Below are 24,442 nucleotides of genomic sequence, written 5' to 3' on the forward strand. Positions count from 1 at the left end.
GGAATTAATGTTTGGTTGCGGTGGGCAGGTTCCAGCAATAGCGGGTTGCCATAAGGCGGATCAAAACTACGGAGCATGCGCCGGTCAGCATGGCGATATTGCCATCCATGAAGTTCATAAGCCAGGCATAAAGGATGGCGCCTGCTATGGAAGCACAGGCATAAATATGTTTTCTAAGGACATAGGGAGTTTGTCCGGCCATAATGTCACGCAGAATGCCGCCGCCGACTCCGGTGATGACGCCTAAAAAGATGATGAGGAAATGGTAATCCCCATAGCCGGAAAGCACTGCAGTATCGATTCCGACTACAGTAAAAGCTCCAAGTCCGATGGCATCAAATATGTTCATAACCTTTTCATAGGTTTCCAAGGATCGTCCGTCCAGGATTTTCTGGTTCAGCCTTACTATGATAAATAAAAGCATAACCGTTATAAAGGCCAGCAATACATAGATTGGGTCTTTAAAAAGGGCAGGAGGTACATTTCCTATGATAATATCCCTTAACATACCGCCTCCCACGGCGGTGGTAACACCTAAAACAATAACTCCAAGCAGATCCAGCTGTTTTTTAATGGCAACCATGGCCCCGGAAGAGGCAAAGGCTATGGTTCCGACGACTTCTATAAAGAAAAACAGGGAAAATTCAATTTTCATGGACAACCTCCGGTACATTCCTCTATGAGAAATTAAGGCAAGTATAAGATTTGGAGGCGCATTTGTCAATATATCACGCCTTCTTAAACACAGGGCTGAATGCAATGCTTAAATATTACTTGCTTTTTTATATAAAATTATATATTATATTGAAAAGTTCTAAATTAAACGATTGAAAGATTATGCAGGAAAGGAAAGGGGATGACGCTGGCTTAGAAAGCCCGATGGGAAGAATGCAGTGGAACTAGACGACCTGATTTCAGAAAGAGGTGTGCATGATGAACCAGAAAGAATTTATGAAAAATGTGGAAGAGTGGTCTGATATCTGTTTGAATGACGAAAAAATTGACTTGGAAGCTTACGACAGATTTGAGGTAAAGCGGGGGCTTAGAGATAAAAGCGGCGACGGCGTTGTGGCAGGATTAACCAAGGTATCAAAGATTTTATCAAACAAGACCGTTGACGGAGAAAAGGTCCCATGTGAAGGCCAGTTGTTTTACCGGGGATATAATATTCATGACCTGGTAAACGGCGTTGTCAGAGAAGGTCGTTTTGGTTTTGAAGAAATTGCCTACCTCCTTCTTTTTGGAGATCTGCCGGACAAAGGCCAGTTGGAACGTTTTACCAAGACCCTGGGCTACAGCCGGACTCTGCCTACCAATTTTGTCAGGGATGTGGTCATGAAGGCTCCAAGCCAAGATATGATGTCCTGCCTTGCCAGAAGCATTCTTACCCTGGCTTCTTATGATGAAAAGGCCAGTGACATATCTGTTCCCAACGTGCTGCGCCAGAGCCTGATGTTAATCAGCGTCATGCCGATGCTGGCAGTTTATGGATATCATACATTCAACCATTATGAGAGAGGGGACAGCATGTATATCCACAGGCCGGATGAGAAGCTTTCCACGGCAGAAAATATCTTAAGGCTTTTAAGGCCGGACATGAAGTATTCCAAGGTGGAAGCCCATGTTCTTGACCTGGCCCTGATCCTTCATATGGAGCATGGAGGAGGAAACAACTCCACCTTTACGACCCATGTAGTCACTTCCTCTGGTACGGACACTTACAGTGTGGTTGCGGCTGCACTTGCCTCTTTAAAGGGGCCGAAGCATGGCGGCGCCAACATTAAGGTAGTGGAAATGATGGAGGATTTGCGGAAACAAGTCCATGACTTAAAGGATGAGGAGGAAGTGGAAAAGTACTTGAGAAAGCTTCTTCATAGGGAAGCGTTTGACCGGAAAGGGCTTATTTATGGCATGGGACATGCTGTCTATTCCAAATCTGATCCCCGTGCAGAAATATTCAAAGGTTTTGTTAAACAATTATCAGAGGAAAAGGGGCGCCTGGATGATTTTAACCTCTATTCCATGATCGAGCGTCTGGCTCCTCAGGTAATTTCAGATGAAAGAAAGATCTATAAAGGCGTAAGCGCGAACGTGGACTTTTACAGCGGTTTTGTTTACAGCATGCTGGACATCCCCAATGAATTATTCACCCCGATCTTTGCCATTGCAAGGATTGTAGGATGGAGCGCCCACCGGATCGAAGAGCTTATCAATATGGATAAGATCATCCGTCCGGCCTATATCAGTGTGATGCAGGAAGAGGATTATAAGCCTCTGGAAGATAGATAAAGCAATGGAGATGGAAACAGGCTTACAGCGGCATTAAACCGGACTGTAGGGCCTGTTTTTTATTAGCTGGTATATAGGCGGCTCTTGCAGCCGGCAGTCAGGGCGTGAAGATCCGATGTGATATTGACATGGAAGTCAAGGAATGGTAAGATTAAAGTTAGCTTAAACTAACTGTTTTCCTGCTCAAAATGAAGCAGCATTCCATGATAAAAGAGGCAGAATGAAATGAGAGAAGAATATGAATACCGGTTAAACAGTTCGGGCAGTTCCTTATCCGGGCTTTGTGAGGCCTGGAATAAGGTTTATAATTTGAACGGCAGCCAAATGGAATATGAGATACCGGAACAAGCAGGAAGCGGCAGGCTGACGGGCTTTTGCTCCGGCAGAAGGATCCGGGTCATTAATTACGATATTAACTTCAGTAAGCCGGTTGATATGACGGGATATTCGGGGACTCCTCATATGGACCTTCTGTTTTGTCTTGGAGAACAGGCAGGCTGGGACCTGCCGGAAAGCGGGAAGGTCTTTCATATTTGTCCGGGGGAAAGCTATATTGGTACCAGTTTTGAAACCAGAAAGAGGAGTGTGTTTTCTCCTGGTACCCATATGCATATACTTGAAATCAAAGTTCCCTTAGCGGATATTCATAACATTTATGAAAACATAGACAATACCAGGGCGGGTGAAAGATCCTCTTTCAAGGAATTTTCCGCGGGAAAATATCGTCTTACCCCGTCTGTTCAGGCAATGATTCGTCAGATGTCGGACTGCCCTTATAAAGGATATCTGCGACAGCTCTACATGGAAGGTAAGGTTTATGAACTAATAGCCGTTTATTTCAGCGAGACAGTGCTTCAGAAGGATAATGCCATTCTTATCCCGGATTTTTCAAAAGCAGATTTAAATTGTATCTACCAGGCAAAAAGGCTTCTTGATGAAGCGCCGGAGCGTAACGTATCCTTATCCCTCCTGTCGCGGTGTGTAGGGCTGAATGAATACAAACTGAAAAAGGGATTTAAGGTGGTATATGGGGTTTCCGTGCATTCTTATGTGATTCAGAAGAGGCTGGAGCTTGCAAAGACCATACTGGATATGGAAGATGTGACCGTAAGTGATGCAGCCGGACGTGCGGGTTATGGAAATGTGAGCCATTTTGCGGCGGCCTTCCGCAAAAGGTACGGGTCAAATCCCGGGCAGTATTTACGGGATGTCCGGGATTGACAGAGGATTTATATTTCCATCCCCGGACTTCTTCAAAGGCCGCCAATGTTCCCGTTGATCTTTTTATTCCGCCTTCCAATATCAGTCTTTATCTGCCTCACTCCTTCTTCAGGAAGCTGTTTCAGAAAGGAGGAGAGGCTTTCCCCCTTCAATAATTCCATAATAAATAAGGCGAACTGCAGATGGTACCTCAGACGTCAAAAGAAAAAACTTCTATAATAGGAACGTCTGTCAATTTGCTATTCCCATTGCTTTGACGACGGGAATATCTATGGGAGTTTTTTTAGTATGCATTCACACCCGCTGTCAAAGGAAAATCCATAGGCGGTATTAAAATATCCCTCGGTCAGTTCGGTGATTTCTCCGCTTATATTACAAATATACGCCTGCCATTGAAGCAGTGCATACTTTTGATATTCCATTTCTCCCGTTTTGAGCCAAAAAACTCCTGATTTGGGTAGAGCGCCTTATCAGACTCTTTTATAATGGAACCGAAGCGCCTTACTGCTTTCTGGTTAGCAAAAACTAACCAAATGAGTACAGAAGCCGTTTAAATACATATTAAATGGAGGTTTTGCAATGAACGCAAAAGAGAATCAGGAAGTCAATCACATCCTGCGGGTAAAGGATTTCGCCACCATCGGAATTTTCAGTGCCATTATGCTGGTGGTATTTATTGCTTTTTCTATGATTACCGGCGCATCGTTATTCTTCAACATGATTTTAAATGCCGTGTGCGTGGCTTTTATACTGGCACCGTTTTACGTTTACATGTGCTTAAAGGTGCAGAGGCCGGGAGTGGCTCTGATCTATAACCTGATCCACGCTCTTTTGGTAACTCTTATGATGGGGCCTTTTATAGGGCCGTGGTTTATTATCGGCGGACTTCTGGCGGAGCTTTCCATGGCCGGGAAAGGCAGTTACAAAAGCATTTTCAGGATCTCCATAAGCTGGTCCATCACTTCACTGGTCCGGGCGACCCATGGAATGGCGGAGATCTGGTTCTTTAAGCAGGCCTATCTTGCCAGCGGGGTGAGCCAGGAGCAGGTCGCCACACAGACACGGTATTATACCTCAGCGCCATGGGTGCTGTTTAGCTGTGGGGCAACGATTGTCATGGCAGGTGCGGGCTGCCTCCTTGCCAACCGGCTGATGAACAAGCATTTCCGAAAGAGCGGTCTGCTTAAATGATGGCCCCTCTGTACTTTGACTTTCGTTCTAAAGCTGTCATACTGATCCTCACCATGGTGCTTGTAGCCTTTGTTACGGCCAACATCACTATTTATATGCTTTTGGGGCTGCTGGCGGTTTATTTGATTGTTCAGGGCTTTGGAAGGGCTGCCTTAAAGATGGGTGCTGTTGCACTGGCTGCCGGAGGACTGAAATATCTCTCGGCAGGGCAGGGATTTACGGTTTTCATACCGGATATGTTTTTGTTCATCATTACCCGGATTATGCTCATGCTTATGGCGGCCTGTCCGTTTATGGGAATGCCTCCCGGTGAGGCTGTAGCGGTTTTTAAAAAGATCCACGCACCCGATACGTTTGCCCTGCCAGTGACCTTTATGCTTCGTTTTCTCCCAACGGTAAAAGAGGAGTTTGCAGGGGTGTTTGCGGCCCTTTACCTGCGGGGACTTTTGTCTTTAAAGCATCCGTTAAAGGCCCTGGAATATATCATCGTTCCGGTCATGCTGCGGGCTTCCCGCATATCCGATGAGCTAGCAGCTTCTGCAGAAGCAAGGGGAATTGCCAATCCGGGAATCCATACCTGCCGGAGAGAGGTGATATTTGCCAGGCGTGATGTGATTCTCAGCGCTCTTGGGGTGTTGACCGCCGTAAGTCTGCTGCTGTTAGAAAGAAGGGGGATATGATGATTGAATTTGCAGATGTTTCTTATGGGTACATTGGGGAGGGAAACAATGACCTGGAGAATGTAAGCATGGCCATAAAGGACGGTGAATTCGTAGTAATCACCGGAAAAAGCGGATGCGGGAAAACCACCATAACAAGACTGATCAACGGGCTTGCCCTTGGTTTTTATGAAGGCTGGCTGTCCGGTGAAGTGAAGATCCACGGGACGGATATAAGAGACCTTCCTCTCTGGTGTATCGGCCGCAGGGTGGGTTCTGTCTTTCAGGATCCAAGGAGCCAGTTTTTTGCCGGCATAACAGAGGATGAGCTGGCCTTTGGCTGTGAAAATTATGGCATGGACAGTGCGGTCATGGAAGAGAGGATCAAGGAGGCGGTTTTTAAGATAAGAGGAGAAAACTTACTTGGCCGTGAAATATATCCAATGTCCAGCGGAGAAAAGCAGAAGATTGCCATTGCCTCCGCCTATGCGGTCTCTCCGAACATCTATGTATTTGATGAACCGTCGGCAAATCTGGATATGGCATCGGTCCTTAAACTTAAGGATCTGATGAAACAGCTAAAAGATATGGGGCACACGGTAGTTGCCGCGGAACACAGGCTTTATTATCTGACCGGGGTGGCGGACCGCTTCCTGTTCATGGAAGACGGGCAGATCGTCCGGGAGTTTTCTCCCCTGGAAGTAAAGAATATGACCCGGGAATCTCGGGAGATATGGGGAGTGCGTACCGGAAATCTTTCTGCCTGCACGGTTCAGAAGCAGCCTGAAGAACCGAGGGAAAAACCGATTTTACAAATAAAGCACCTGGAGTTTTCTTATGGAAAACACCAGATTTTAAACGATTTATCCCTTGAAGCTTTTCCCGGGGAAATCATTGCCCTCATCGGATACAACGGTGTGGGGAAAAGCACCCTGGGGCAGATTCTCTGTGGACTGTTAAAGGAATCCTCCGGGACTATCCTTTATGAAGGGAAAACGGTTGAAAAGAGAAAACGAAGAAAAAAGGCCTATTATGTGATGCAGAATACGGACTGCCAGCTGTTTGGAGAAAGTGTCCGGGAAGAATTAATGCTTAACCAGAGACATGGGGATGATCATGAGATCCAAAAGATTTTAAAGCGGTATGGGCTGTGGGAATACAGGGAGCGTCATCCGGCAACCTTATCCGGCGGCCAAAAGCAACGCCTTACGATGGCGGTGGGAGATGTGATCAACCCGGATATCCTGATCCTGGATGAGCCCACCAGCGGACTGGACGGTAATAATATGCGCCGCATTTCAGACCATTTAAAGCAGCTGTCAAGGCTTGAAAAGACGCTGTTTGTTATAACCCATGATTATGAATTCGCGGTTTCCACCTGCAGTCGGGCAGTGGTGCTTTCAAAGGGCTGCTGTTCCCTGGATTTCCCGGTGTATGGAAACGAGGACAGGCTGCTTGCCTGCATGGAGGAAAGCGTTTGATCAACAATAAAAAGAAATCACTCAAAGCAGGAGATTTCCAAAATGTTTTTGCTTTGGGCGAAAGGAATGGACATAAAAATGAAGAAAATATTACCATTTGCAGCCGGATGCAGAGGAAAACTGGCTGCTTCCGTGCTGTTTGCTGTCTTAAGCGTTGCAGGAGGCATAATCCCCTACTTTGCAGCAGCAAAAATAACCTATAAAATGATTGAAAACCAGTATACGGTTCCGGGTCTTGGCCTTCTGGTTCTGACCGCGCTTTTTGGCTACACGGCTAAGGTGGTCTTGGGAGCAATTTCCACAGAGCTGTCCCACCAGGCGGCTTACCGGATCCTCGTATCCATCCGGACGGCATTGACAGCCAAGCTGTCAAAGGTTCCCCTTGGATATGTGACAGAACGCCCATCCGGAGGGCTGAAAGCGGTTCTGGTGGATACAGTGGAAAAGCTGGAAGCACCATTTGCCCATCTGATTCCGGAAATGACGGCTAATCTCCTGGTTCCTGCCGCTGTGTTAATCTATCTGTTTTACGTAGACTGGAGGCTTGCTCTTTTATCCCTTGTCACTATCCCTTTGGGACTGCTGTTTTACATCCCTCTGATGAAAAAATACAAAAAGTATTATAAGAAAAATGTGGAAGCAGGAAATGAAATGAGCTCCCAGGCGGTGGAGTATATAAACGGGATCGAGGCCATTAAGGCATTCAACCAGTCTGCTTCTTCCTATGAAAGCTATGCAGGGGCGGTAAAGAACAGCTGTCAGGCAATCACGGAGTTTTTTGTGGTTACCCTGCCGGAGTATACGGCTTTGATGACCATACTTCCCTCCACTCTTTTGTTTGTATTGCCCTCTGCCTTATATTTTTACGCTCAGGGCACCCTGGAGCTATCTGCCATGCTGACCTGTATCATCCTTTCTTTTGGCCTGGCAGGTCCCCTGGTCCAGGCCATGAAGTACACAGATAACATCGCTTCCATGGGAACCATTATGAACCAGGTGGCGGAGATTTTGAAGGAAGAAGAGATGATAAGGCCGTCTATGGGGCAGGATTTAAAGGATTACCCCATTGTTTTTGAAAATGTTACCTTTGGATATCAGGATCAGGAGATCCTTCATGGCATTTCCTTTGAAGCTAAGCCAAAGGAAATGACTGCAATCGTCGGGCCATCGGGTTCGGGAAAATCAACCATTGCAAAACTGATCGCCGGATTCTGGGATGTGAACGGAGGTCGGATCACCCTGGGAGGAGTGGATGTAAGGCGCCTGCCTCTTCAGCAGGTGAGCAGCATCATTTCCTATGTGTCACAGGATAATTTTTTGTTTCACTTATCCATACGGGATAATATAAGAATCGGAAAACCCGGGGCATCGGACGGGGAAATTGTGGAAGCTGCTAAAAAGGCCAGCTGTCATGAGTTCATCCAGTCCCTGGAACAGGGATACGATACTCTGGTGGGAGAAGGCGGGGGCCAGCTTTCCGGCGGGGAGCGCCAGCGCATTTCCATTGCAAGGGCCATTTTAAAAAACAGTCCGGTGATCCTGCTTGATGAGGCGACAGCCTATACGGATTCAGAAAATGAAGCGGTCATCCAGCAGTCGGTTTCCAGGCTGGTCCGGGGAAAGACCCTCATTGTCATTGCCCACAGGCTTTCCACCATATCTTCCGCAGACAGGATCATCGTGGTAAATGACGGACGGATCGATAGCCAGGGCACTCATGAGGAGCTTCTTGCCGGCAGTACCATGTACCACAGTATGTGGAGTGCCCATATAGGCTCCAGAGATATTGATACGGAAGAGAGGAGGAAGGAACAATGATCAAAATACTTAAAAAGATCCTTTGTTTTTCGGGAAAGCATAAGGGCCAGCTGGTCCGTGCGGTTTGGTATCATATTTTTTATTCCGTTTTTGAAGCCCTTCCTGTGGCTGGGATCTTATACAGTCTGACCGCCATTGCAGAAAGCAAGGCGGACGGAGCCCCCCTTTCCATAAGGGTGATCCTGATCACTCTGGGAATTATGCTTTTCAGCGTTGCAGGCCGGATACTGTTTCATTACCTGGCCAACAGGGAAAGCAGTACTGCCTGTTTCTCCATGTGCGCAGACCAGCGGATCGCCATCGGAGAACGGTTAAAGCGCATGCCTATGGGATTCTTTAATACCAACAGTCTGGGAGAGATCACCTCATCAGTGACCACCACCATGAATGAAATTGAAGCCATGGCAGGCACAGCGATCACCAACATCGTCGTTGGCCTTGTCCATGCGGTCATCCTCACTCTGGTGATTACCATGTTTCATTGGAAGATCGGACTGATTTCATTTGCAGCCATTTTACTGGGGCTTTGGGTCAACGGATTTCTACAGAAAAAGAGCATGGAGATTGCCCCGGAGAAGCAAGACGTTCAGGCCTCTCTGGCTTCTGCGGTGCTGGAGTATATTCAGGGAATTTCTGTTGTAAAGGCTTATGGGCTGGGAGAGACCTCCAACCGCACCGTAGATGGAGCCATAGGGGAAAGCTGCCGCCAGAATCTTCGATTTGAGCGTCTGTTTACCGGGCTTACGGCCCTTTACAGCTATATTTTCAAGGCTGCAGCATGCGGAGTGCTGATGGCGGCTTGCTGCTTGTTTGCCGGAGGGGAACTTTCTCTTTCTAACGCCCTGACCATAGTGATCTCCAGCTTTGTCATGTATTCTTACATCGAGGGAGTGGGAGGAAGCGCTTCGCTCCTGGAATTGATCGATGACAATTTAAACCGGATCCAGGCGGTATATGAGGCTCCTGTTTTAGATGAAAACGGTGCGGATATCCAGCCGGATCATTTTGATATTGAATTTAAGGATGTAAGCTTTTCCTATGATACAAGAAAAATATTGGATCATGTTGACTTAAGGATTCCGGAAAGGACCACGGCTGCTATCGTAGGGCCTTCAGGAGGAGGAAAAAGCACCTTGTGCAGCCTGATTGCACGCTTTTGGGATGTGGATTCCGGAGAAGTTCTTTTAAATGGCAGAAATGTGAAGGACTACACCTCAGACAGCCTGTTAAGTAACATAAGCATTGTATTCCAGAACGTTTATCTATTCCGGGGAACCATTGCAGACAACATCCGGTTCGGGAGGCCGGGAGCCACCATGGAACAGATCATGGAGGCAGCAAAAAAAGCCTGCTGTCACGATTTCATTACGGAGTTTCCCCAGGGGTATGATACCCTGGTAGGGGAAGGGGGAGGAAGCCTTTCCGGGGGGCAAAAGCAAAGGATATCCATTGCCAGGGCCATTTTAAAGGATTCACCTATTATCATTCTGGATGAAGCCACCTCAAGCGTGGACCCTGAGAATGAGCTGCAGCTTCAGACTGCCATAGAGGAGCTGACAAAACGGAAAACAGTCATCATGATTGCCCACCGCCTTACCACGGTCCGCCATGCGGACCAGATATTGGTGCTGAGTGGAGGAAAGATCGCTGAGCGGGGCAGGCATGAAGAGCTGGTGGAGAAAAACGGCCTGTACCGGGAATTTTTACAGGTAAGAAAGCGGGCTATTGGCTGGAGCCTGGATAAAAACTCTTAACATGCCTGTCATGTACTTGGCGGGGCTTTAAATGCTGGAAGCCAGGCTGCATTCTTCCGGCCCTGATTCTGGTATTCCCATTTTCCTTGCTGCTGTAAGAAGATGACCTGTACATAGAGCCGGGGAAAGGATTGTTTGTATGAAACAATCCTTTCCCCGGTTCTTTAGAATGCCGGAACCTTTTATCTGCCGGTTTCACAATTACGCTGTATTTTTGCTTTCTGTTTCCATAACCTTTGTTACATTTCTTTCTTTTCTTTATGGCATTTCCGTGGTAAATTATAGGGAAGTAAAAAGGCAACCATAATGAACGGCAAAAAGGCAGGTACAAATATGAAATGGAGAGATAGCTTCCACCCTTATGCGGCCACAACCATATTTTTCTGGTCACTGGCCTATGTGTTCACAAAACTGGCTCTTGGATATTTTTCCCCGTTTTCCCTGGGGTTTCTTCGGTATGTGGTGGCGTCTTTCGCTTTGATTGCGGTTGCCCTCTTTACAAAGATGAAACTGCCAGGGAAGAGGGATGTTTTATGGTTCATGGCTTCCGGGGCAGCCGGTTTTTTCTTTTACATGATAGCCTTTAACAAAGGACAGAATATGGTAACGGCTTCCACCGGCAGCGTTGTGCTCGCCACGGTTCCGGTTATTACCGCGCTTCTGGCCCGGTTTTTTTACAGGGAAAGGCTGCTGGGATTCCAGTGGGTGGCCATTGGGATCCAGTTCATCGGAGTGTTGGTCCTGACCCTGATGAATGGGGTATTTTCCATTAATCCCGGCCTGATCTGGCTGTTCCTTGCATCTTTGCTGGTCAGCATTTACAATCTTTTACAGAGAAAATTGACGAAAACCTATCAGGCGCTGCAGTCCTGCGCCTTTAGTATTTTCTTTGGTACGCTGTTTCTTGCCATATTTCTACCTTCATCTGTAAATGAGGCGGTCCATGCCCCCGGAATCCAGATATTCTATGTTGTGACCCTGGGAATAGGCTCCAGCGCCATTGCCTATGTGTCATGGTCAAAGGCATTTGCGAAGGCAAAACAGACGTCACAAGTCAGCAATTATATGTTTGTGACTCCCTTTTTAACAAGTGTTTTCGGTTTTCTCATGATAAATGAAGTTCCGGACAAGGCGACCCTCACCGGCGGTGCAATCATTTTGTCTGGGATCCTTATGTTTAACTTTGGAGGAAAAATCAATGGATCTTTATTCACAAAAAAACGGACAGGACATTCCCTTATTGATAAAACGACTAAAGCGGAATAACATGGCAGGTTATCTGGTTCAGGATAAAAATGAACTTCTGGAGCTTTTAAGGAGGCTTATTGCAGATGGAACGACCGTAGGCTGCGGAGATTCTGTCACCCTTGAACAGACGGGAGTGTTTGAGGATTTAAGGAAAAGGGATGTGGATTTTCTGGATAAGTATGAACCCTCCCTTACCAGGGAAGGAAAAAGGGAGATATACCTTAAGAATTTTTCGGCAGACACGTTTATCACCGGAGCCAACGCGATCACCATGGACGGGAAGATTTTTAATATTGACGGCAATGGAAGCCGGGTGGCTCCCATGCTGTACGGCCCGGAACAAGTCATCGTTGTTGCAGGGACGAACAAGATAACGGAAGATGTGGAGGCAGCCGTAAAAAGAACCAGGCAGATCGCGGCTCCCCTGGATGCAAAGCGGCTTAACAAGTCAACTCCCTGCACCACCCTTGGCCGCTGCATTGACTGCGGACACAGGGAGAGGATCTGCAATGACTTTGTTCTGATTGCAGGCCAATTTATAAAAGACAGGATTAAAGTGATCCTTGTTAATGAGGAACTGGGCTATTAAATAGCCCGGTTCCTTTATTAATGATTCCGCCGTTTTCACGAAGCGTGCAGATCTTTTCTTTCGTAAAGCCTGACTGCCATGAAACAACCGGCCAGAGTAATGAACAAGGAAAGCAGGATATAAAAAGAGCTTAATCCATTTTCCGAAACCGAAACCACGTTAAAATAGCCTACCGGTGTCAGTACCTTTAAAAAAGCCATTGTACCAGTATAATCAAGGGCAAAGCTGATCACATAAAACGCCGCTACCGTAAGACATGTATAAAGGCTTGCAGCTTTATAACTTTTTGTAAGGCCTGAGATGAAAAGCCCGATGGAAAACAGCACGATCTGGGTAAGAAGTATTCCAAGGGTTGTGATGATATGAGCGCCGGTAATCCTTAAATCGCCCAGAGGGAGGATGATGCACAAGTATGACATGATCCCAACGGTAAGGGAAAATACCAAAAGGTTTGTTACGGCTGCCCCTATTTTCGCCCAAACAATTGAAGAACGCTTATAGGGTTTGGAGAATAAAAATTCGCTTGTACCGAACCGCTCTTCTCTGGAAACGGCAAATACCCCTGAGAATCCCGCATAAAAAAAGGCAAGCAGGTTGGTCCAGAACACCATACACTGATAAGCACCCAGAGGAGTGTCGACTCTCACCCCATTTAATCCAAATAAAATCAATATGATTTTGGGAAAGTTTTCTGCCAGAGCAGCAATTTCCCCCATGGCATCTTTTAATACGATAAATTCTATTGCTGCAAATCCTGTAAGCATTACGATTAACACAAGCCATATCATCAGCATTTTCCGTGTCAGTTTCAATTCTTTTAAATAGATCGTTTTCATGTCAGCCTCCAAATATAACGTCTTTTTTAAGAAATGTCCTGCAGCTTACAAACAGCAGTCCTGCGCCAAGAGCCAAGTACCACATCACATAATTCCACTGGTAAAATCCGGTTTCAGCGATACTCACGGGATCAAAAAACGCAAAAGGAGTGAAATAGCCCAGTAACGGCTGATTGATCTTCTTTGACACGGAGCTTATGCAAAAAAGGCCAAACATAACACAGGACGATATGAGCACAGGTGTCCGTACATTTGGGAAGAATGTTCCTGCGGCTGTTCCGAAGACCATAAACATCAGATCAACCAGCACAAGGGATATCCCTATAAACAGGAACGCCAGCCAATCAATGCGGACGCCCTTGACGTTCAGAAATGCCAACCCGGCTCCTGCGATATAGGCGGCTCCTACGATCAGGCTGTCTGTCATGCAGGCAAGAACCTTGCTCCAGAAAACTTTGTTCCGGGAATGGGGCTTTGTCAGCAAAAATTCCGCCGATTTGTTCGCATATTCCTTTGTATGAGAAGAAAAGGCAATGCTCATTCCGTGGATTGCCGCCGCTGTCATGGCAAAGCTGTTTAAAAAGCTGAACATGCCAAGGGGAGTCATTACAAAAGCGGCGCTGACTCCCAGAGCCTCAAATATTGGGTTGTTTTTTATCGCCTCCGTCACCAAAGCATCAGACCCTGAGATAAAGCCAAGGTAAGCCGGCAGCATCAGGAAAATCAGTCCGCCCATGGATAGTGACCATATAATGATATTTTTCTTTAACTGCTTCAGTTCATACTTTAATACAGTCATCCCTTCACCTCACCTGTAATAGTGCATAAAGATTTCTTCCAGTGCCGGTTCCTCGATGAAAAGATCGCGGACATGCAAAGCGGACAGCTTAGCCAGAACCTCCCCAATACTCCCCATGAACAGGAAAGTGGCGGTATTGCCTTCCTGCCGGTAGCTGGTAACGCCTCCGAGAGCAAAATACCCTGACGGTATTTCCTCAGCGGTAACGCTTATTTTTTTATGGCTGCCCGCCCGCAGCTCGCTGATTTTTTGCACGCCGATCATTTTTCCCTCTTTTAAAATCCCCACACGGTCGCAGATTTTCTGTACCTCTGACAGGACATGGGATGAAAAGAAGATTGTTGCTCCCCGTTTGTTTTCCTCCTTTAATATAGTGAAAAACTCCTGCTGGATCAGCGGGTCTAAACCGCTGGTTGGTTCGTCTAATATAATGAGTTTGGGCGAGTGCAGCAGGGCGCATAAGATTCCGGCTTTCTTTTTATTTCCCAGGGATAAGTCGGAAATTTTACGGGATAAGTCAAGACTTAAGCGCCTGGAAAGCTCTTTTATTTTGTCATCTCCCTTTACGCCGTACAAATCCGCCGCGTACTGCACCAGCTCCCGTACCGTCATGTTATCGTAATAGGCGGATTCTCCGGGCAGATAGCCCACATCTTTTGCGATTTCTGCAGCCTGTTTCATGCAGTCCTTTCCAAAGATCTCTGCGCTGCCGGAGGTGGGCCGGATCAATGCCAAAAGAGTACGGATGGTAGTGGATTTCCCTGCCCCGTTGGGTCCGATAAATCCAAAAATCTCGCCCTCCTCCACGGAGAAGCTGATGTTTTCAATGCCCCTGTGCTCCCCATAGCTTTTGGACAGGTTATTAATCTGAATTGCATTCACCGGTGATCCTCCTTTCTTATTTCAAAAACTCAACATATCCCAAGTTTCCGTCTACGCGGATCTGGTCTCCGTCCTTGATGTGTTTTGTTGCATCGGTCACGCCGACTACAGCGGGCAGGCCGTATTCCCGGGTGATCACAGCCCCGTGGGTTGCCATTCCGCCTACTTCTGTAACAAGTCCGCCCACAGAGATAAAGGCCGGCGTCCAGCTGGGGTCTGTAAACCTTGTCACCAGGATATCGCCTTTTTCTATTTTCCATGCCTCTTTTATATCCAGGACGACCCTTGCCCGGCCCACCGCCACACCGCCTGAAACCGCAAGCCCGGGCAGTGCCCCTTCCGGAACCTGGCGGTTATATTCTCCTTCCACCACTTCTCCGTCGGAGAACATGAGGCGGGGTGGGGTAAGAGAAGCGTACTTTTCATAATCCGCCCGTAAAGCATCAATCTTTTTATAATCTGGTTCATATTCTCCGGCAAACAGGCTTGCAAGTTCCGGAAGGCGAAGATAGAAAACGTCTTCCACGCTTCTTAGCCTGCCTTGGCGGACAAGCTTTTCGGATTCTTTAAGGATGGCCTGTTTGTATTCCCAATACCGTTTCATCCAGTAATATTTTGGGGATTCCCGCAGCCCTAAAAAGTTTCGGTAAAAGGATAACTGTTTTGCCAGCTTCCTGGCTCTTCCGGCTCCCCATTTCTTTTTGGCGGCGGAGACCATCGATTTTACTGCATCATTGCTTTCTTTTTTTCCCTGAAGGAGCCTTTGCTCAGCGTGGTCCTTGGGAAGCTTTATATCTGCCAGCACGGTGGGGAGGATCTTTCCTGGCTCTTCGGCAAACCGGGGTTTTGCGATGTCAATTTCCCCGGGGCAGCGCATTCCATACCGCAGGAAAAATTCTTCAAAGGCTTTTGCAGCTTCTTCACCGCCTTTCTGTTTCCTTAATTCGTCAATGCAAAAGGAATCCCCTGCTGTTTCAAGGTATTTGACTACCTCCGGGAAATCCCGGGCAGCATCTGCGATACGGCTTACGTAAAATCCCATTTCCGAGGAAATGTTGCCCTTTATGGATTTTGACACTTCAACACTTATATTGTCCTGTCCAAGGAGGAGCTTTCCTGCTTTATCAATAGGCTTTGTGAGGAAGAATGTCACCAGGAGCGGCCCCAGGCCTTCCGGATCAAACAGGCCTTTCATCAGGTCATCAGTGTCGCTCACAATAAAATCGATCACCGCCTTACCGGACAGTTTTGCAAGTCCCTTTCTTGTCTTTTGGATTGCTGCTTCCATACGGCGGTTGTAGCCATCAATGATGGTAGGATCGTTTTTCCGGTAGATCTTAAATCCGGCGGTGATGCATTTTCCCACATCCTTTGGTATGGCGAAGTCGCTTTTCTGTCCTTTGGGAATGGATTTGATATAATCCTTTCTTGCCAGGACTTTATTGAATGCGCTGTTCATCAGTTCATCTGAATTGGACAGCTTTTGACGCACCAGAGCTCTTCCCACGGGACTGTTTAAGTTATGGGTGATCTCCATATAGGGCCGCCCGCCGATTTCCGTAACCTTCACGGTTTTAGACATCAATTCCCAAAGGGACATTCCAAGGGGCAGCATGGTGTCTGTCATCATCTGAAGATGGCCGACGGAAATAAAACAGCGCTTAAATCCGTCCATGGTAGACGGATAAGGGTAAAGGGTGGTAATCCCCCGGGACTGGACAATATAGAATTTCATACCGTCAAAACACCATTCAATATCCTGGGGGATGCCAAATTCCTTCTCGATCTTTTTCCCAAGGGCGGCAAGGGCAATTACCTGTTCTTTGGTGAGACAGGGCTTTTTGCCGCTTCTTTGCTTTATGCCATCTTTGACCGTCCAGGTAACAGGGGTTTTGCGTCCCGATACCAGTTCCTCTCCTAAGCCCTCCACCGCTTCAATCGCTATTGTAAAACGGTCGGAGGTTATGGGATCGGCGGTAAACATGACTCCGGCCGCCTTTGCATCCACCATTTTTTGTACAACTACGGCCATTTGAATTTCGTTTTCATCAAACTTATTTTTGGCCCGGTAAGAAATCGCCCGATGGTTATATAAGGACGCAAAGCAGCTGATCACTGCTTTTATTACCGCTTCAGATCCGGAAATGTTTAAATAGGTATCCTGCTGACCTGCAAAGGACGCGTCAGGTAAATCTTCCGCCGTAGCGGAGGAGCGGACGGCAACGGAAACCCGGCTTCCTAAATCCTCATAAGCGGATTGAATCAGCTCCGCCGCTTCGGAGGGTAAAATCAGTCCGGCGACGGCGGACTTCCCATCGCTTCCGGCTTCCTTTACGGCAGGAAGGATATATTTTTTGAAAAATTCTGTTGTGATGATAAAGCCGCCTGGCACGCTGTCAGGAAAGCGCTGGGACAGCCTTGCAAGGCTTGCGCCCTTGCCCCCTGATATTTGGAGGGAGGCGGCTTCTTTATTGTGAATTTTCAGTATATACATCACAGGTATTCCTCCTTATAGAGATTGCTTTTCAACATGTGGATGGTTTTTTCCAATTCTTCGGTTATTTTGCCAAAATCGCACCGCTCATCGGTCATTTCATGAGCGTAGCCTTCCGCCATGAGGAACATCATGCGCATAACCACATCAATCTCCACGCCTTCTTTAAATTTATCCACATCTTCTTTTCTTAGCACCAGGTCATAGGAAAAACGCTGGGCCTCGGGCATGATCTTTTTAGTGATATCCGTGACCGCATCGTCGGTTTCCTCGAACATACTGATAATAAATTTCAATATATGAGGATGCTTTTCCAGTATGCCCATTTTCATTCTGGAGGCCACAATAATGCGTTCAAATAAATCGTCATATGCATTGATTTCATTGCGCTTATAAGCTTCAATCATAACACTTCTCACATATTCCGACAGGTACAGGTACAGATCCCTTTTCGTTCCGAAATAATGGAACAGCATTGGTTTGGATACTCCGCTGTTTTGGGCGATGTCGCTCATGGAGGCCTTTTTGTATCCATGCTTTCCAAAACATTTTAATGCCGCTTCAATGATGGGAAGCTGCTTTTCTTCTATAAGTTCTTTAAATTTTTCCATGTCTTCACCTTCTGATAATATAATTGACCGAATCGGTTTATGACATGATTATAACACCATAAACCGATTCGGTCAAAATAAATTTTTTATATTAGATTGTGTATTTTATGCCCGCATTTATATCAGAGCTTTATTACAAAAAACGGTCTTTTCTTCTTACAGAGGGGTAGGTTTCCCTTCGCTTAACAAATGGCCCTTCATATATTCGGAAGGTGAGATCCCCGTACTTTTTAAGAAAACCTTGGTAAAATACCTGGTGCTGAAATATCCCACCCGCTCAGCAGTGTCCCGGACCGTGGCAGTATGTCCTTCTGACATGAGTTCCATTGCCTTTTTTATGCGGACGCCGGTTAAGTGGTCAACAAATTTTACTCCGGTTTTCATCTTATAGATTTTGCTTAAGTAATTCGGTGAAATATCAATCATATCTGCAATGGTATTGATTCCGATCTGGTCCATATAATGTTCCTCGATATAAGCGTTGATTTTATCTATCAAATCGATGCTCTGGTTCTGGGAAGTCATCTGCTTTAAGAATTCCACAAGCTGGGGAACGGAGAGAATGCCGGCGGCTGTTCCGGATTCCATTGTTAGAATGCGGTTTAAGGAATCATCACAAAGTTCAAAGATCTCTTTTTCATGGGGAAATTGGGAGAGTGCATGAAGAAGATTTTGAAAGCCCATAACATCATCTGCCTGATTTGCCATCAAAAGCTTTTCCAGCAAGTCCGAAAAAGGAAGAAGCTGGGAGTACGTCAGCCGCTCTTTCTCTGATATAACCGATCCAAGGCGGACGCAAAGGCGCAGGCTTTCCACCCTTTGAACGGACTCAAACTGTGCAAACAGTTCCGGGAGATCTCCGGCAGAAACATGGAATCCGGTTGCTATACATCCGCTGGTCTGATGAAACTGGACCAGTATCCCTTGGAACTCCTCGGGAGGGATCACGGTACTGGTAAGATAACAGATTTCACCTGTAGGCAAAAAGGTGAATGTAAACCGGGCGCCGTAGCGGGAGGAGGTGGAAGAGAGCATGGCATTTAATTCATCTAAATCGTTTTTAAATGTTTCCTTATGATAATGATCAACATAAAAAAGAACAGCCGTGTAAGGGGGAAGAACATATTTGGGACTCTGTAAAAAACGGATGGAGGTATGGAGGTCAAGAATCTTTTCAAACTCCAGTTCATAATCCTTTTTCAGCAAAAGCTCCCGCTCTCCAGACAGGGAAGCTGCTTTTTCCATGGTAGCTTTGACTTCCTCGAGGCTGGCCGGCTTTAAGAGATAGTCAAGGGCACCCAGCTTTAAGGCTTCCTGGGCATAGGAAAATTCCGCGTATCCGGTCAGCATGACCACCGGAATCTTACGCATATGAAATTGGGAAAATGCCTGCAGACCGGTGAGCATCGGCATGTGGATATCCAGAAAAATCAGGTCCGGGATTTCCGTTTCCAGTTGTTTTAAAAGTTTTTCTCCGTTCTCCACTTCAAAAAACTGGTGCATATTGGGGTAAAGTTCCTCAATCATGCTTTTTAATCCAAGCCGGATAAGGCGTTCATCATCAGCTAAAAGAATTTTCATGCAGAGGTTCCTCCTTCTAAGGGTATCTTAATTGTCATGGAGGTAATATCTCCAGTCAGTTTTATTTCAAGGGAAGCATGGGGATGAAAGATTTTTATACGGTTTTCCACATTTCTTATGCCGACCTTTCCATCGGAATATACCTCCTGGATATCAATGGGAATTCCGTTGTTTTTTACCTTCAGGATCAGGGTTTGATCCACAATGGAGGCGGAAATGGAGATGGTGATGGAAGTGCCGTCAACCTCCATTCCATGCTTAAGGGCATTCTCCACAAGAGGCTGGATGAGAAGTCTTGGTATGGAAATATTCTTTGCCTCTTCCTCCATGGAGCTTAGAAAGGTCAGGCGCTCATCATAGCGTATTTTAAGGAGATTGCAGTATTGGATGCAGAATTCAAACTCTTCCTGTACGGTAGTCAGCTTTGCATTGCTGCAGGTATAGCGGAATATTCTGGTCAGCTGGATAATGCTGTCCTCCAGCTCTTTTTTCATCCCGATCCGGTTCATGGACAGGAAGCAGTTTAAGGTATTGTAGAGAAAATGGGGGTTAATCTGGCTTTGAAGGGCACGGTATTCTGCCTCTTGCCGGTCAATCTCATATTTATAGGACTGGTCAATATAAAGCTGCAGCTTTTGGACCATCTCGTTTAGATTCTCCGCAATCAGGGACAATTCTTCTGTGTTAAAGGAGTCGTTCTGCAATAGGTCTGTTTCAGGAACGGAAGCCTTCAAGTCCCCCCTTGCCACCTTTTTCATGGTATTTAATATAGAATTTAAAGCAAGTGCAGTCTTCTTTGAATTGGAACGGAAGATTGAGAATGCAGCCAGAATGGAGGAAAGGCTTAAAATAGCAGCCAGGCTCCAGACAATGGATACCTCCTTGAAAATATCCTTTTGGGAGGATACAAAAATAAGCTGCCAGGGCATTCCTGAAATATCGCTTTTATACAGGCGGTAAGTATCTGAGTCCGTACGTATAATATTTTTCGTAGAAGAAAGCCTTTTAAGGACGTCTTCCTCCACCTTTCCCACCTGGTAAACAGGGGTTCCATCCTGACCCGCGATGACAAAACCTGAATTTTTACTTAAGTTTACGCTGCTGAAAATATCCTTGATGATTTTGTCGGAGGCATCGATCCGGATGACGCCCAGCTTCCGTTTGGTATACACGTTACGGACTGTATGAAGGGCAGAGATGACCGTTGCCTCAGAACGGATATAAGGGGGAGCCTCTGAAACCATAAAGTGATATGGATCAGTTGTATTCAAAGCCTGCTGATACCAGGCCTCCCGCTGGTAAGGGTAGTCTGTGGTGTTGATGAGGTCGCTGGTTTTTGTTGCAGTAACGATGATGTGGTTGTCCGGGTTTACAGGCATGAAAGAGACTGCCAGGATATCTTCCCTTGCGGTGTTTAAAATACGCTGTATGGAAGTGGTATAGTTTTGCCGGTGAAGCTCGATCCGGTAGTCCAAAGAACCGTTTTTTGTGTATTTCCCATTCTCAACGGCTGCAAAAAAGTTCAGAATATCATCGTAAATATAAGGAGTCAGTGCCAGCCTTTTTAAGTCAGACACATAGGTGCTTAAATTGGTTGAAATGGAGTAAAGGGAGGTTGAAAAGTATTTTTCATTGTCCCTGTAAATCCTTTTTTGGAAGTAAAAGGCAAGTATGGTGGCCATGATGATAATGGGCAAAACAATACTTACGAGAAACAGGGCCAAAAACCGGTTTTGAAAGCTTTGACGTTTTTTCATATGGGGTCACCTCCTGGGCCTATATTGTATACATATTATATACGTTTTTCAATCCCCAATAAGGAAAATGATAGAAAAGAGCCTGAAAGTGTAGATTTGGGTATCTTACGGAACCCAGAGGACTGTGATAGACTAAAGATACAAAATAGCCGGCTAAAAACTAATATAAATGTAAGGGAGAATTATTATGAAGAAGTTAGCACTTGCCTCACTGGCAGGTCTCATTGCAATCAGCGTTATAGGCTGTTCCAAGGCACCCCAGGAACCTGTGGAGACAACTACAGCGACAGAAGCGGTAAAAGAGACAGAAACCAAAGGGAATGCAGCAGCCTCCACAGGCGTGACCATTGAATTTTTATATAACTTAAACGGCGAGTCTGTCAGCGATGCCATTCAGGATGTCTGCAAACAGTTTACAGAGGAAACAGGAATCGGTGTGGAAGCGGTCATGCCGGGAAGCAATTTTTCCGATATTTTGAAGACCAGAATGGCTTCCAATCAGCTTCCGGATGCGTGGACAACCCATGGCTGGGCAGTAGCAAGATATGCGGAATATTTATCTCCATTAAATGATTTTAAGTTTGCGTCTCATATATCCCCAAGCATTAAGGAACAGATCACAGATGGGGAAGGAAACTTATACACCCTTCCTATTGACATGGATTTAACCGGAATGATCTACAACGAAAATGTGCTGGAAGAAGCAGGTGTGAATGTAGATGACATCAAAACCTGGGCTGATTTTGAGGCAGCCTGCGAGAAGATCAAGGCAGCAGGACTGACCCCCATCCAGCTTGGCGGGAAAGACAGCTACACCATGGGAAATATGATGGATTTCGTGGCTCCAACCCTGATAACAAATGAGGATGAGGCCAATCAGGCAGCCCTTTTAGATGGAAGCTTTGACTGGAGCAAATGGAATACGGTTGTAAATCAGATTGATTCCTGGAGACAGAAGGGATATTTCAATACAGATGCCGTTACAGCAGATTTCATGACCGGTATTAAGGCTCTTGCAGCCGATAAGGCAGCTTTCATGTTTACCGCAGCCAGCGGAATCACAGAAACATACGTTCAGAACCCGGATACTAAAATGGGCTTTATGCCTCTTCCTGCAAGAGAAGAAGGGTTAAAACAGTCCCTGATGACAGGTGAGCACTTTGCGGTGGGCATGTCAAAGACCACAAAGCATCCGGAGGAAGTAAAACAGTTTATGGAATTCCTTGCCCGTGAAGACATCAGCTCTTACCTTGCAACCAAATGCGGTATGCCTTCCGGACTTGACAATGTGGTAAGTGATACGGGAAGACTGGCTCCTTACTATGATAAATATGCAAATGACAGTTCCATTTTAAATATTCCGTATTTTGACAGAAAGTATCTGCCAAGCGGTATGTGGAACGATTTATGCGTAACAGGAGCAGCCATTGTTTCAGGACAGGCAGATTCCCTTACCGTTGCAGTGGATCAGATGAAGACAAGCTATGAGGAAAAGAAAGCACAGGAGTAAACATGAAGATTCAGAAAAAATCAGTAATCAATCTGTTTTATATTCCGGCAGTGATATTGTTTCTTGTTTTTGTGATTTATCCATTTATCCAGGGTATCCGGCTGTCCTTTACCAACTGGAATGGATATTCCCAGACTATGAAGTTTGTTGGGATTAAGAATTATACCAGATTGTTTCAGGATGCAAATGTAAAGACAGCACTGGTCAATACCCTTATTTATGGTGTTATGAGTACCGTGATCCAGAACATCTTAGGTCTTGGCTACGCGTTATTTTTAAATACAAAGTTTAAGGGACGTTCCATTGTCAGAACGATTATCTACATGCCGGTTATGATTGCTCCGCTGATTATGGGTTACATCATGTATTTCTTCTTTCAGTATGACGGAGGCGCGGTCAATGATATTTTGACCGCCCTCCATATGGAGCCGGTGGATTTACTGGTCCATTCAAGGACCGCCATCCGGATCATTGTTATGGTAAACTCCCTGCAGTTTGTGGGCGTGGCCATGGTCATTTACCTGGCAGGACTCCAGAATGTGCCGACTATGTATTATGAAGCAGCCATGATTGACGGAGCTACCTTCTGGGAGCGGTTTAAGCACATTACCATTCCGCTGCTGATGCCGGCCATTTCCTCCTCTACCATCTTAAACCTGATCGGAGGATTAAAGCTTTTTGATCTGGTTATGGCGCTTACAAGCGGCGGACCTGGATTCAGCACCCATTCCCTGTCCACTCTGGTTACAAACCAGTATTTTTCGGCCCAGTCCGCAGGTTATGCTTCTGCAATTGGAATTTTCTCATTCCTGCTGATTATGATCATCAGTAATGTGGTCATGGGGTATTTTGACAAAAAGGAGGTGGATGTGTAGTGAAAGGATCAAGGTTTTCCAATGCCTGGAAATATGTCCTGGCTCTCATTATCATTGCAGTCCACTTTGTGCCCATTTATATGGTGGTTGCCATTGCGTTCAAATCCCCTTATGACCATTCCTCCAGGTGGGCCTTTCCGGGATACCTTTACTTAAAAAATATTTACACCGCACTGGAGCGGGGAGGAATGCTTCTGGCCCTTAAAAATACTGTGATCATAAGCGGCCTGGCAATTCTGTTTATTGTGGTCATCGGAGCCATGGCGGCTTATCCTCTCGCGAGAAATAAGAGCAGGCTTAACATTCTGGTGAAAGGGTTCATTATGGGCGTCATGATGATCCCGCCCTTAAGCATTCTGGTTCCCTTATATTCCTTTATGGCAAAAATTCAGGGAATCAATTCCTACTGGGGCATGATCGTGACTTTGATTACCTTCCAGCTTCCCACCAGCATCTTTTTGTTTTCAAGCTTTATAGCCAGCATACCGGTTGCCCTTGAGGAAGCGGCGGCAATTGACGGCTGCGGACCGTTCCAGACATTTTTCAGGATCATTATGCCTCAGCTAAAGCCGGTAACAGCTTCTGTTATCATCATTACCGGTGTGAACTGCTGGAATAATTACCAGTTTGCCTTATACTTACTCCAGTCCCCCAGGATTAAGACCATTACACTGGCCATTGCAGGCTTCTTTTCCGCAGACTCGGCCAATGTCAATGGAGCGGCGGCAGCGGCCTTTATTGGAATTCTTCCCATGGTTGTGGTATTCCTGTTTTTACAGAAATACTTTATCCAGGGCATGGTGGACAGCGCGATCAAGTAATTGACGAATAATTAAATAGGATTCAG

General features: G+C 46.2%; 20 protein-coding genes. 12 read left to right on the forward strand and 8 right to left on the reverse strand.

The genetic code is table 11. The features are described from left to right. Positions 1-4 precede the first annotated feature (4 nt). Complete coding sequence (locus tag AC27IJ_RS22005; RefSeq protein WP_312440839.1) at positions 5-655, reverse strand: trimeric intracellular cation channel family protein; 651 nt, start codon at positions 653-655, stop codon at positions 5-7. A 275-nt stretch (positions 656-930) separates the two neighbouring features. On the opposite strand from AC27IJ_RS22005, the gene AC27IJ_RS22010 reads away from it, so the two are divergent. The 9 genes from AC27IJ_RS22010 (at position 931) to AC27IJ_RS22050 (ending at position 12,250) form a co-directional block, all read left to right on the forward strand. Then, complete coding sequence (locus AC27IJ_RS22010; protein WP_312440840.1) at positions 931-2,289, forward strand: citrate/2-methylcitrate synthase; 1,359 nt, start codon at positions 931-933, stop codon at positions 2,287-2,289. A 225-nt stretch (positions 2,290-2,514) separates the two neighbouring features. Beyond that, entirely contained in the window at positions 2,515-3,510 is a 996-nt protein-coding gene (locus tag AC27IJ_RS22015) for a helix-turn-helix domain-containing protein (RefSeq protein ID WP_487150817.1), read from the forward strand. Between the two features lie 579 nt (positions 3,511-4,089). Further along, positions 4,090-4,701 (forward strand): MptD family putative ECF transporter S component, encoded by a 612-nt coding sequence (locus tag AC27IJ_RS22020; protein WP_312440842.1) that lies wholly within the window; start codon positions 4,090-4,092, stop codon positions 4,699-4,701. Beyond that, positions 4,698-5,381: an energy-coupling factor transporter transmembrane component T gene (locus AC27IJ_RS22025; RefSeq protein WP_487150819.1), complete on the forward strand. Its 684-nt coding sequence runs from the start codon at positions 4,698-4,700 to the stop codon at positions 5,379-5,381. The genes AC27IJ_RS22020 and AC27IJ_RS22025 overlap by 4 nt, the downstream gene beginning before the upstream one ends. Then, on the forward strand, positions 5,378-6,841 hold the full coding sequence (locus tag AC27IJ_RS22030; RefSeq protein ID WP_312502462.1) for an ABC transporter ATP-binding protein: 1,464 nt from the start codon (positions 5,378-5,380) through the stop codon (positions 6,839-6,841). The genes AC27IJ_RS22025 and AC27IJ_RS22030 overlap by 4 nt, the downstream gene beginning before the upstream one ends. 78 nt (positions 6,842-6,919) lie before the next feature. Then, entirely contained in the window at positions 6,920-8,659 is a 1,740-nt protein-coding gene (locus AC27IJ_RS22035) for an ABC transporter ATP-binding protein (RefSeq protein WP_313260568.1), read from the forward strand. After that, a complete protein-coding gene (locus AC27IJ_RS22040) occupies positions 8,656-10,413 on the forward strand; it encodes an ABC transporter ATP-binding protein (protein ID WP_313260570.1) in 1,758 nt (585 codons plus the stop codon). Before AC27IJ_RS22035 ends, AC27IJ_RS22040 begins: the two co-directional genes overlap by 4 nt. Before the next feature lie 333 nt (positions 10,414-10,746). Further along, the gene (locus tag AC27IJ_RS22045; RefSeq protein ID WP_312440847.1) at positions 10,747-11,679 is read left to right on the forward strand and encodes a DMT family transporter; all 933 of its coding nucleotides are present in this window, start codon (positions 10,747-10,749) and stop codon (positions 11,677-11,679) included. A gap of 1 nt (position 11,680) precedes the next feature. Then, positions 11,681-12,250: a lactate utilization protein gene (locus AC27IJ_RS22050; RefSeq protein WP_487150822.1), complete on the forward strand. Its 570-nt coding sequence runs from the start codon at positions 11,681-11,683 to the stop codon at positions 12,248-12,250. Between the two features lie 35 nt (positions 12,251-12,285). On the opposite strand, the gene AC27IJ_RS22055 is transcribed toward AC27IJ_RS22050, so the two are convergent. The 7 genes from AC27IJ_RS22055 to AC27IJ_RS22085 all read right to left on the reverse strand — a co-directional run bounded on the left by AC27IJ_RS22055 (position 12,286) and on the right by AC27IJ_RS22085 (position 21,210). Next, on the reverse strand, positions 12,286-13,086 hold the full coding sequence (locus tag AC27IJ_RS22055; protein WP_313256711.1) for an ABC transporter permease: 801 nt from the start codon (positions 13,084-13,086) through the stop codon (positions 12,286-12,288). 1 nt (position 13,087) lies between these two features. After that, the gene (locus AC27IJ_RS22060) at positions 13,088-13,885 is read right to left on the reverse strand and encodes an ABC transporter permease subunit (protein ID WP_313256712.1); all 798 of its coding nucleotides are present in this window, start codon (positions 13,883-13,885) and stop codon (positions 13,088-13,090) included. 9 nt (positions 13,886-13,894) lie between these two features. Then, entirely contained in the window at positions 13,895-14,767 is an 873-nt protein-coding gene (locus AC27IJ_RS22065) for an ABC transporter ATP-binding protein (RefSeq protein ID WP_312502453.1), read from the reverse strand. A 16-nt stretch (positions 14,768-14,783) separates the two neighbouring features. Next, positions 14,784-17,261, reverse strand: coding sequence for a phosphoenolpyruvate synthase (locus AC27IJ_RS22070; protein ID WP_312502451.1), 2,478 nt, complete (start codon positions 17,259-17,261; stop codon positions 14,784-14,786). Then, complete coding sequence (locus AC27IJ_RS22075; RefSeq protein ID WP_312440853.1) at positions 17,261-17,872, reverse strand: TetR/AcrR family transcriptional regulator; 612 nt, start codon at positions 17,870-17,872, stop codon at positions 17,261-17,263. The genes AC27IJ_RS22070 and AC27IJ_RS22075 overlap by 1 nt, the downstream gene beginning before the upstream one ends. A gap of 156 nt (positions 17,873-18,028) precedes the next feature. Beyond that, positions 18,029-19,453 carry a response regulator transcription factor gene (locus tag AC27IJ_RS22080; RefSeq protein WP_312502449.1) on the reverse strand — a complete coding sequence of 475 codons (1,425 nt, stop codon included), beginning with the start codon at positions 19,451-19,453 and terminating at the stop codon, positions 18,029-18,031. Continuing rightward, positions 19,450-21,210, reverse strand: a complete 1,761-nt coding sequence (locus tag AC27IJ_RS22085) for a sensor histidine kinase (RefSeq protein ID WP_487150827.1) — start codon at positions 21,208-21,210, stop codon at positions 19,450-19,452. The genes AC27IJ_RS22080 and AC27IJ_RS22085 overlap by 4 nt, the downstream gene beginning before the upstream one ends. Before the next feature lie 187 nt (positions 21,211-21,397). Here AC27IJ_RS22085 and AC27IJ_RS22090 point away from each other — a divergent pair, with 187 nt between their 5' ends. The 3 genes from AC27IJ_RS22090 to AC27IJ_RS22100 are packed head-to-tail and all read left to right on the forward strand — an operon-like array spanning position 21,398 to position 24,416. Further along, entirely contained in the window at positions 21,398-22,720 is a 1,323-nt protein-coding gene (locus tag AC27IJ_RS22090; protein WP_312502446.1) for an ABC transporter substrate-binding protein, read from the forward strand. Positions 22,721-22,722: 2 nt separating this feature from the next. Continuing rightward, a complete protein-coding gene (locus tag AC27IJ_RS22095) occupies positions 22,723-23,595 on the forward strand; it encodes a carbohydrate ABC transporter permease (protein ID WP_487150829.1) in 873 nt (290 codons plus the stop codon). Continuing rightward, positions 23,595-24,416, forward strand: a complete 822-nt coding sequence (locus AC27IJ_RS22100) for a carbohydrate ABC transporter permease (RefSeq protein ID WP_312440858.1) — start codon at positions 23,595-23,597, stop codon at positions 24,414-24,416. The genes AC27IJ_RS22095 and AC27IJ_RS22100 overlap by 1 nt, the downstream gene beginning before the upstream one ends. Positions 24,417-24,442: the final 26 nt, after the last annotated feature.

This window comes from Lacrimispora sp. YZC11 (assembly GCF_057543815.1).

What these genes read in the sequence shown, in the direction of transcription:
- AC27IJ_RS22005 (WP_312440839.1), bottom strand. Translation starts at nt 655, where the DNA reads ATGAAAATTGAATTTTCCCTGTTTTTCTTTATAGAAGTCGTCGGAACC.
- AC27IJ_RS22010 (WP_312440840.1), top strand. Translation starts at nt 931, where the DNA reads ATGATGAACCAGAAAGAATTTATGAAAAATGTGGAAGAGTGGTCTGAT.
- AC27IJ_RS22015 (WP_487150817.1), top strand. Translation starts at nt 2,515, where the DNA reads ATGAGAGAAGAATATGAATACCGGTTAAACAGTTCGGGCAGTTCCTTA.
- AC27IJ_RS22020 (WP_312440842.1), top strand. Translation starts at nt 4,090, where the DNA reads ATGAACGCAAAAGAGAATCAGGAAGTCAATCACATCCTGCGGGTAAAG.
- AC27IJ_RS22025 (WP_487150819.1), top strand. Translation starts at nt 4,698, where the DNA reads ATGATGGCCCCTCTGTACTTTGACTTTCGTTCTAAAGCTGTCATACTG.
- AC27IJ_RS22030 (WP_312502462.1), top strand. Translation starts at nt 5,378, where the DNA reads ATGATGATTGAATTTGCAGATGTTTCTTATGGGTACATTGGGGAGGGA.
- AC27IJ_RS22035 (WP_313260568.1), top strand. Translation starts at nt 6,920, where the DNA reads ATGAAGAAAATATTACCATTTGCAGCCGGATGCAGAGGAAAACTGGCT.
- AC27IJ_RS22040 (WP_313260570.1), top strand. Translation starts at nt 8,656, where the DNA reads ATGATCAAAATACTTAAAAAGATCCTTTGTTTTTCGGGAAAGCATAAG.
- AC27IJ_RS22045 (WP_312440847.1), top strand. Translation starts at nt 10,747, where the DNA reads ATGAAATGGAGAGATAGCTTCCACCCTTATGCGGCCACAACCATATTT.
- AC27IJ_RS22050 (WP_487150822.1), top strand. Translation starts at nt 11,681, where the DNA reads ATGGCAGGTTATCTGGTTCAGGATAAAAATGAACTTCTGGAGCTTTTA.
- AC27IJ_RS22055 (WP_313256711.1), bottom strand. Translation starts at nt 13,086, where the DNA reads ATGAAAACGATCTATTTAAAAGAATTGAAACTGACACGGAAAATGCTG.
- AC27IJ_RS22060 (WP_313256712.1), bottom strand. Translation starts at nt 13,885, where the DNA reads ATGACTGTATTAAAGTATGAACTGAAGCAGTTAAAGAAAAATATCATT.
- AC27IJ_RS22070 (WP_312502451.1), bottom strand. Translation starts at nt 17,261, where the DNA reads ATGTATATACTGAAAATTCACAATAAAGAAGCCGCCTCCCTCCAAATA.
- AC27IJ_RS22075 (WP_312440853.1), bottom strand. Translation starts at nt 17,872, where the DNA reads ATGGAAAAATTTAAAGAACTTATAGAAGAAAAGCAGCTTCCCATCATT.
- AC27IJ_RS22080 (WP_312502449.1), bottom strand. Translation starts at nt 19,453, where the DNA reads ATGAAAATTCTTTTAGCTGATGATGAACGCCTTATCCGGCTTGGATTA.
- AC27IJ_RS22085 (WP_487150827.1), bottom strand. Translation starts at nt 21,210, where the DNA reads ATGAAAAAACGTCAAAGCTTTCAAAACCGGTTTTTGGCCCTGTTTCTC.
- AC27IJ_RS22090 (WP_312502446.1), top strand. Translation starts at nt 21,398, where the DNA reads ATGAAGAAGTTAGCACTTGCCTCACTGGCAGGTCTCATTGCAATCAGC.
- AC27IJ_RS22095 (WP_487150829.1), top strand. Translation starts at nt 22,723, where the DNA reads ATGAAGATTCAGAAAAAATCAGTAATCAATCTGTTTTATATTCCGGCA.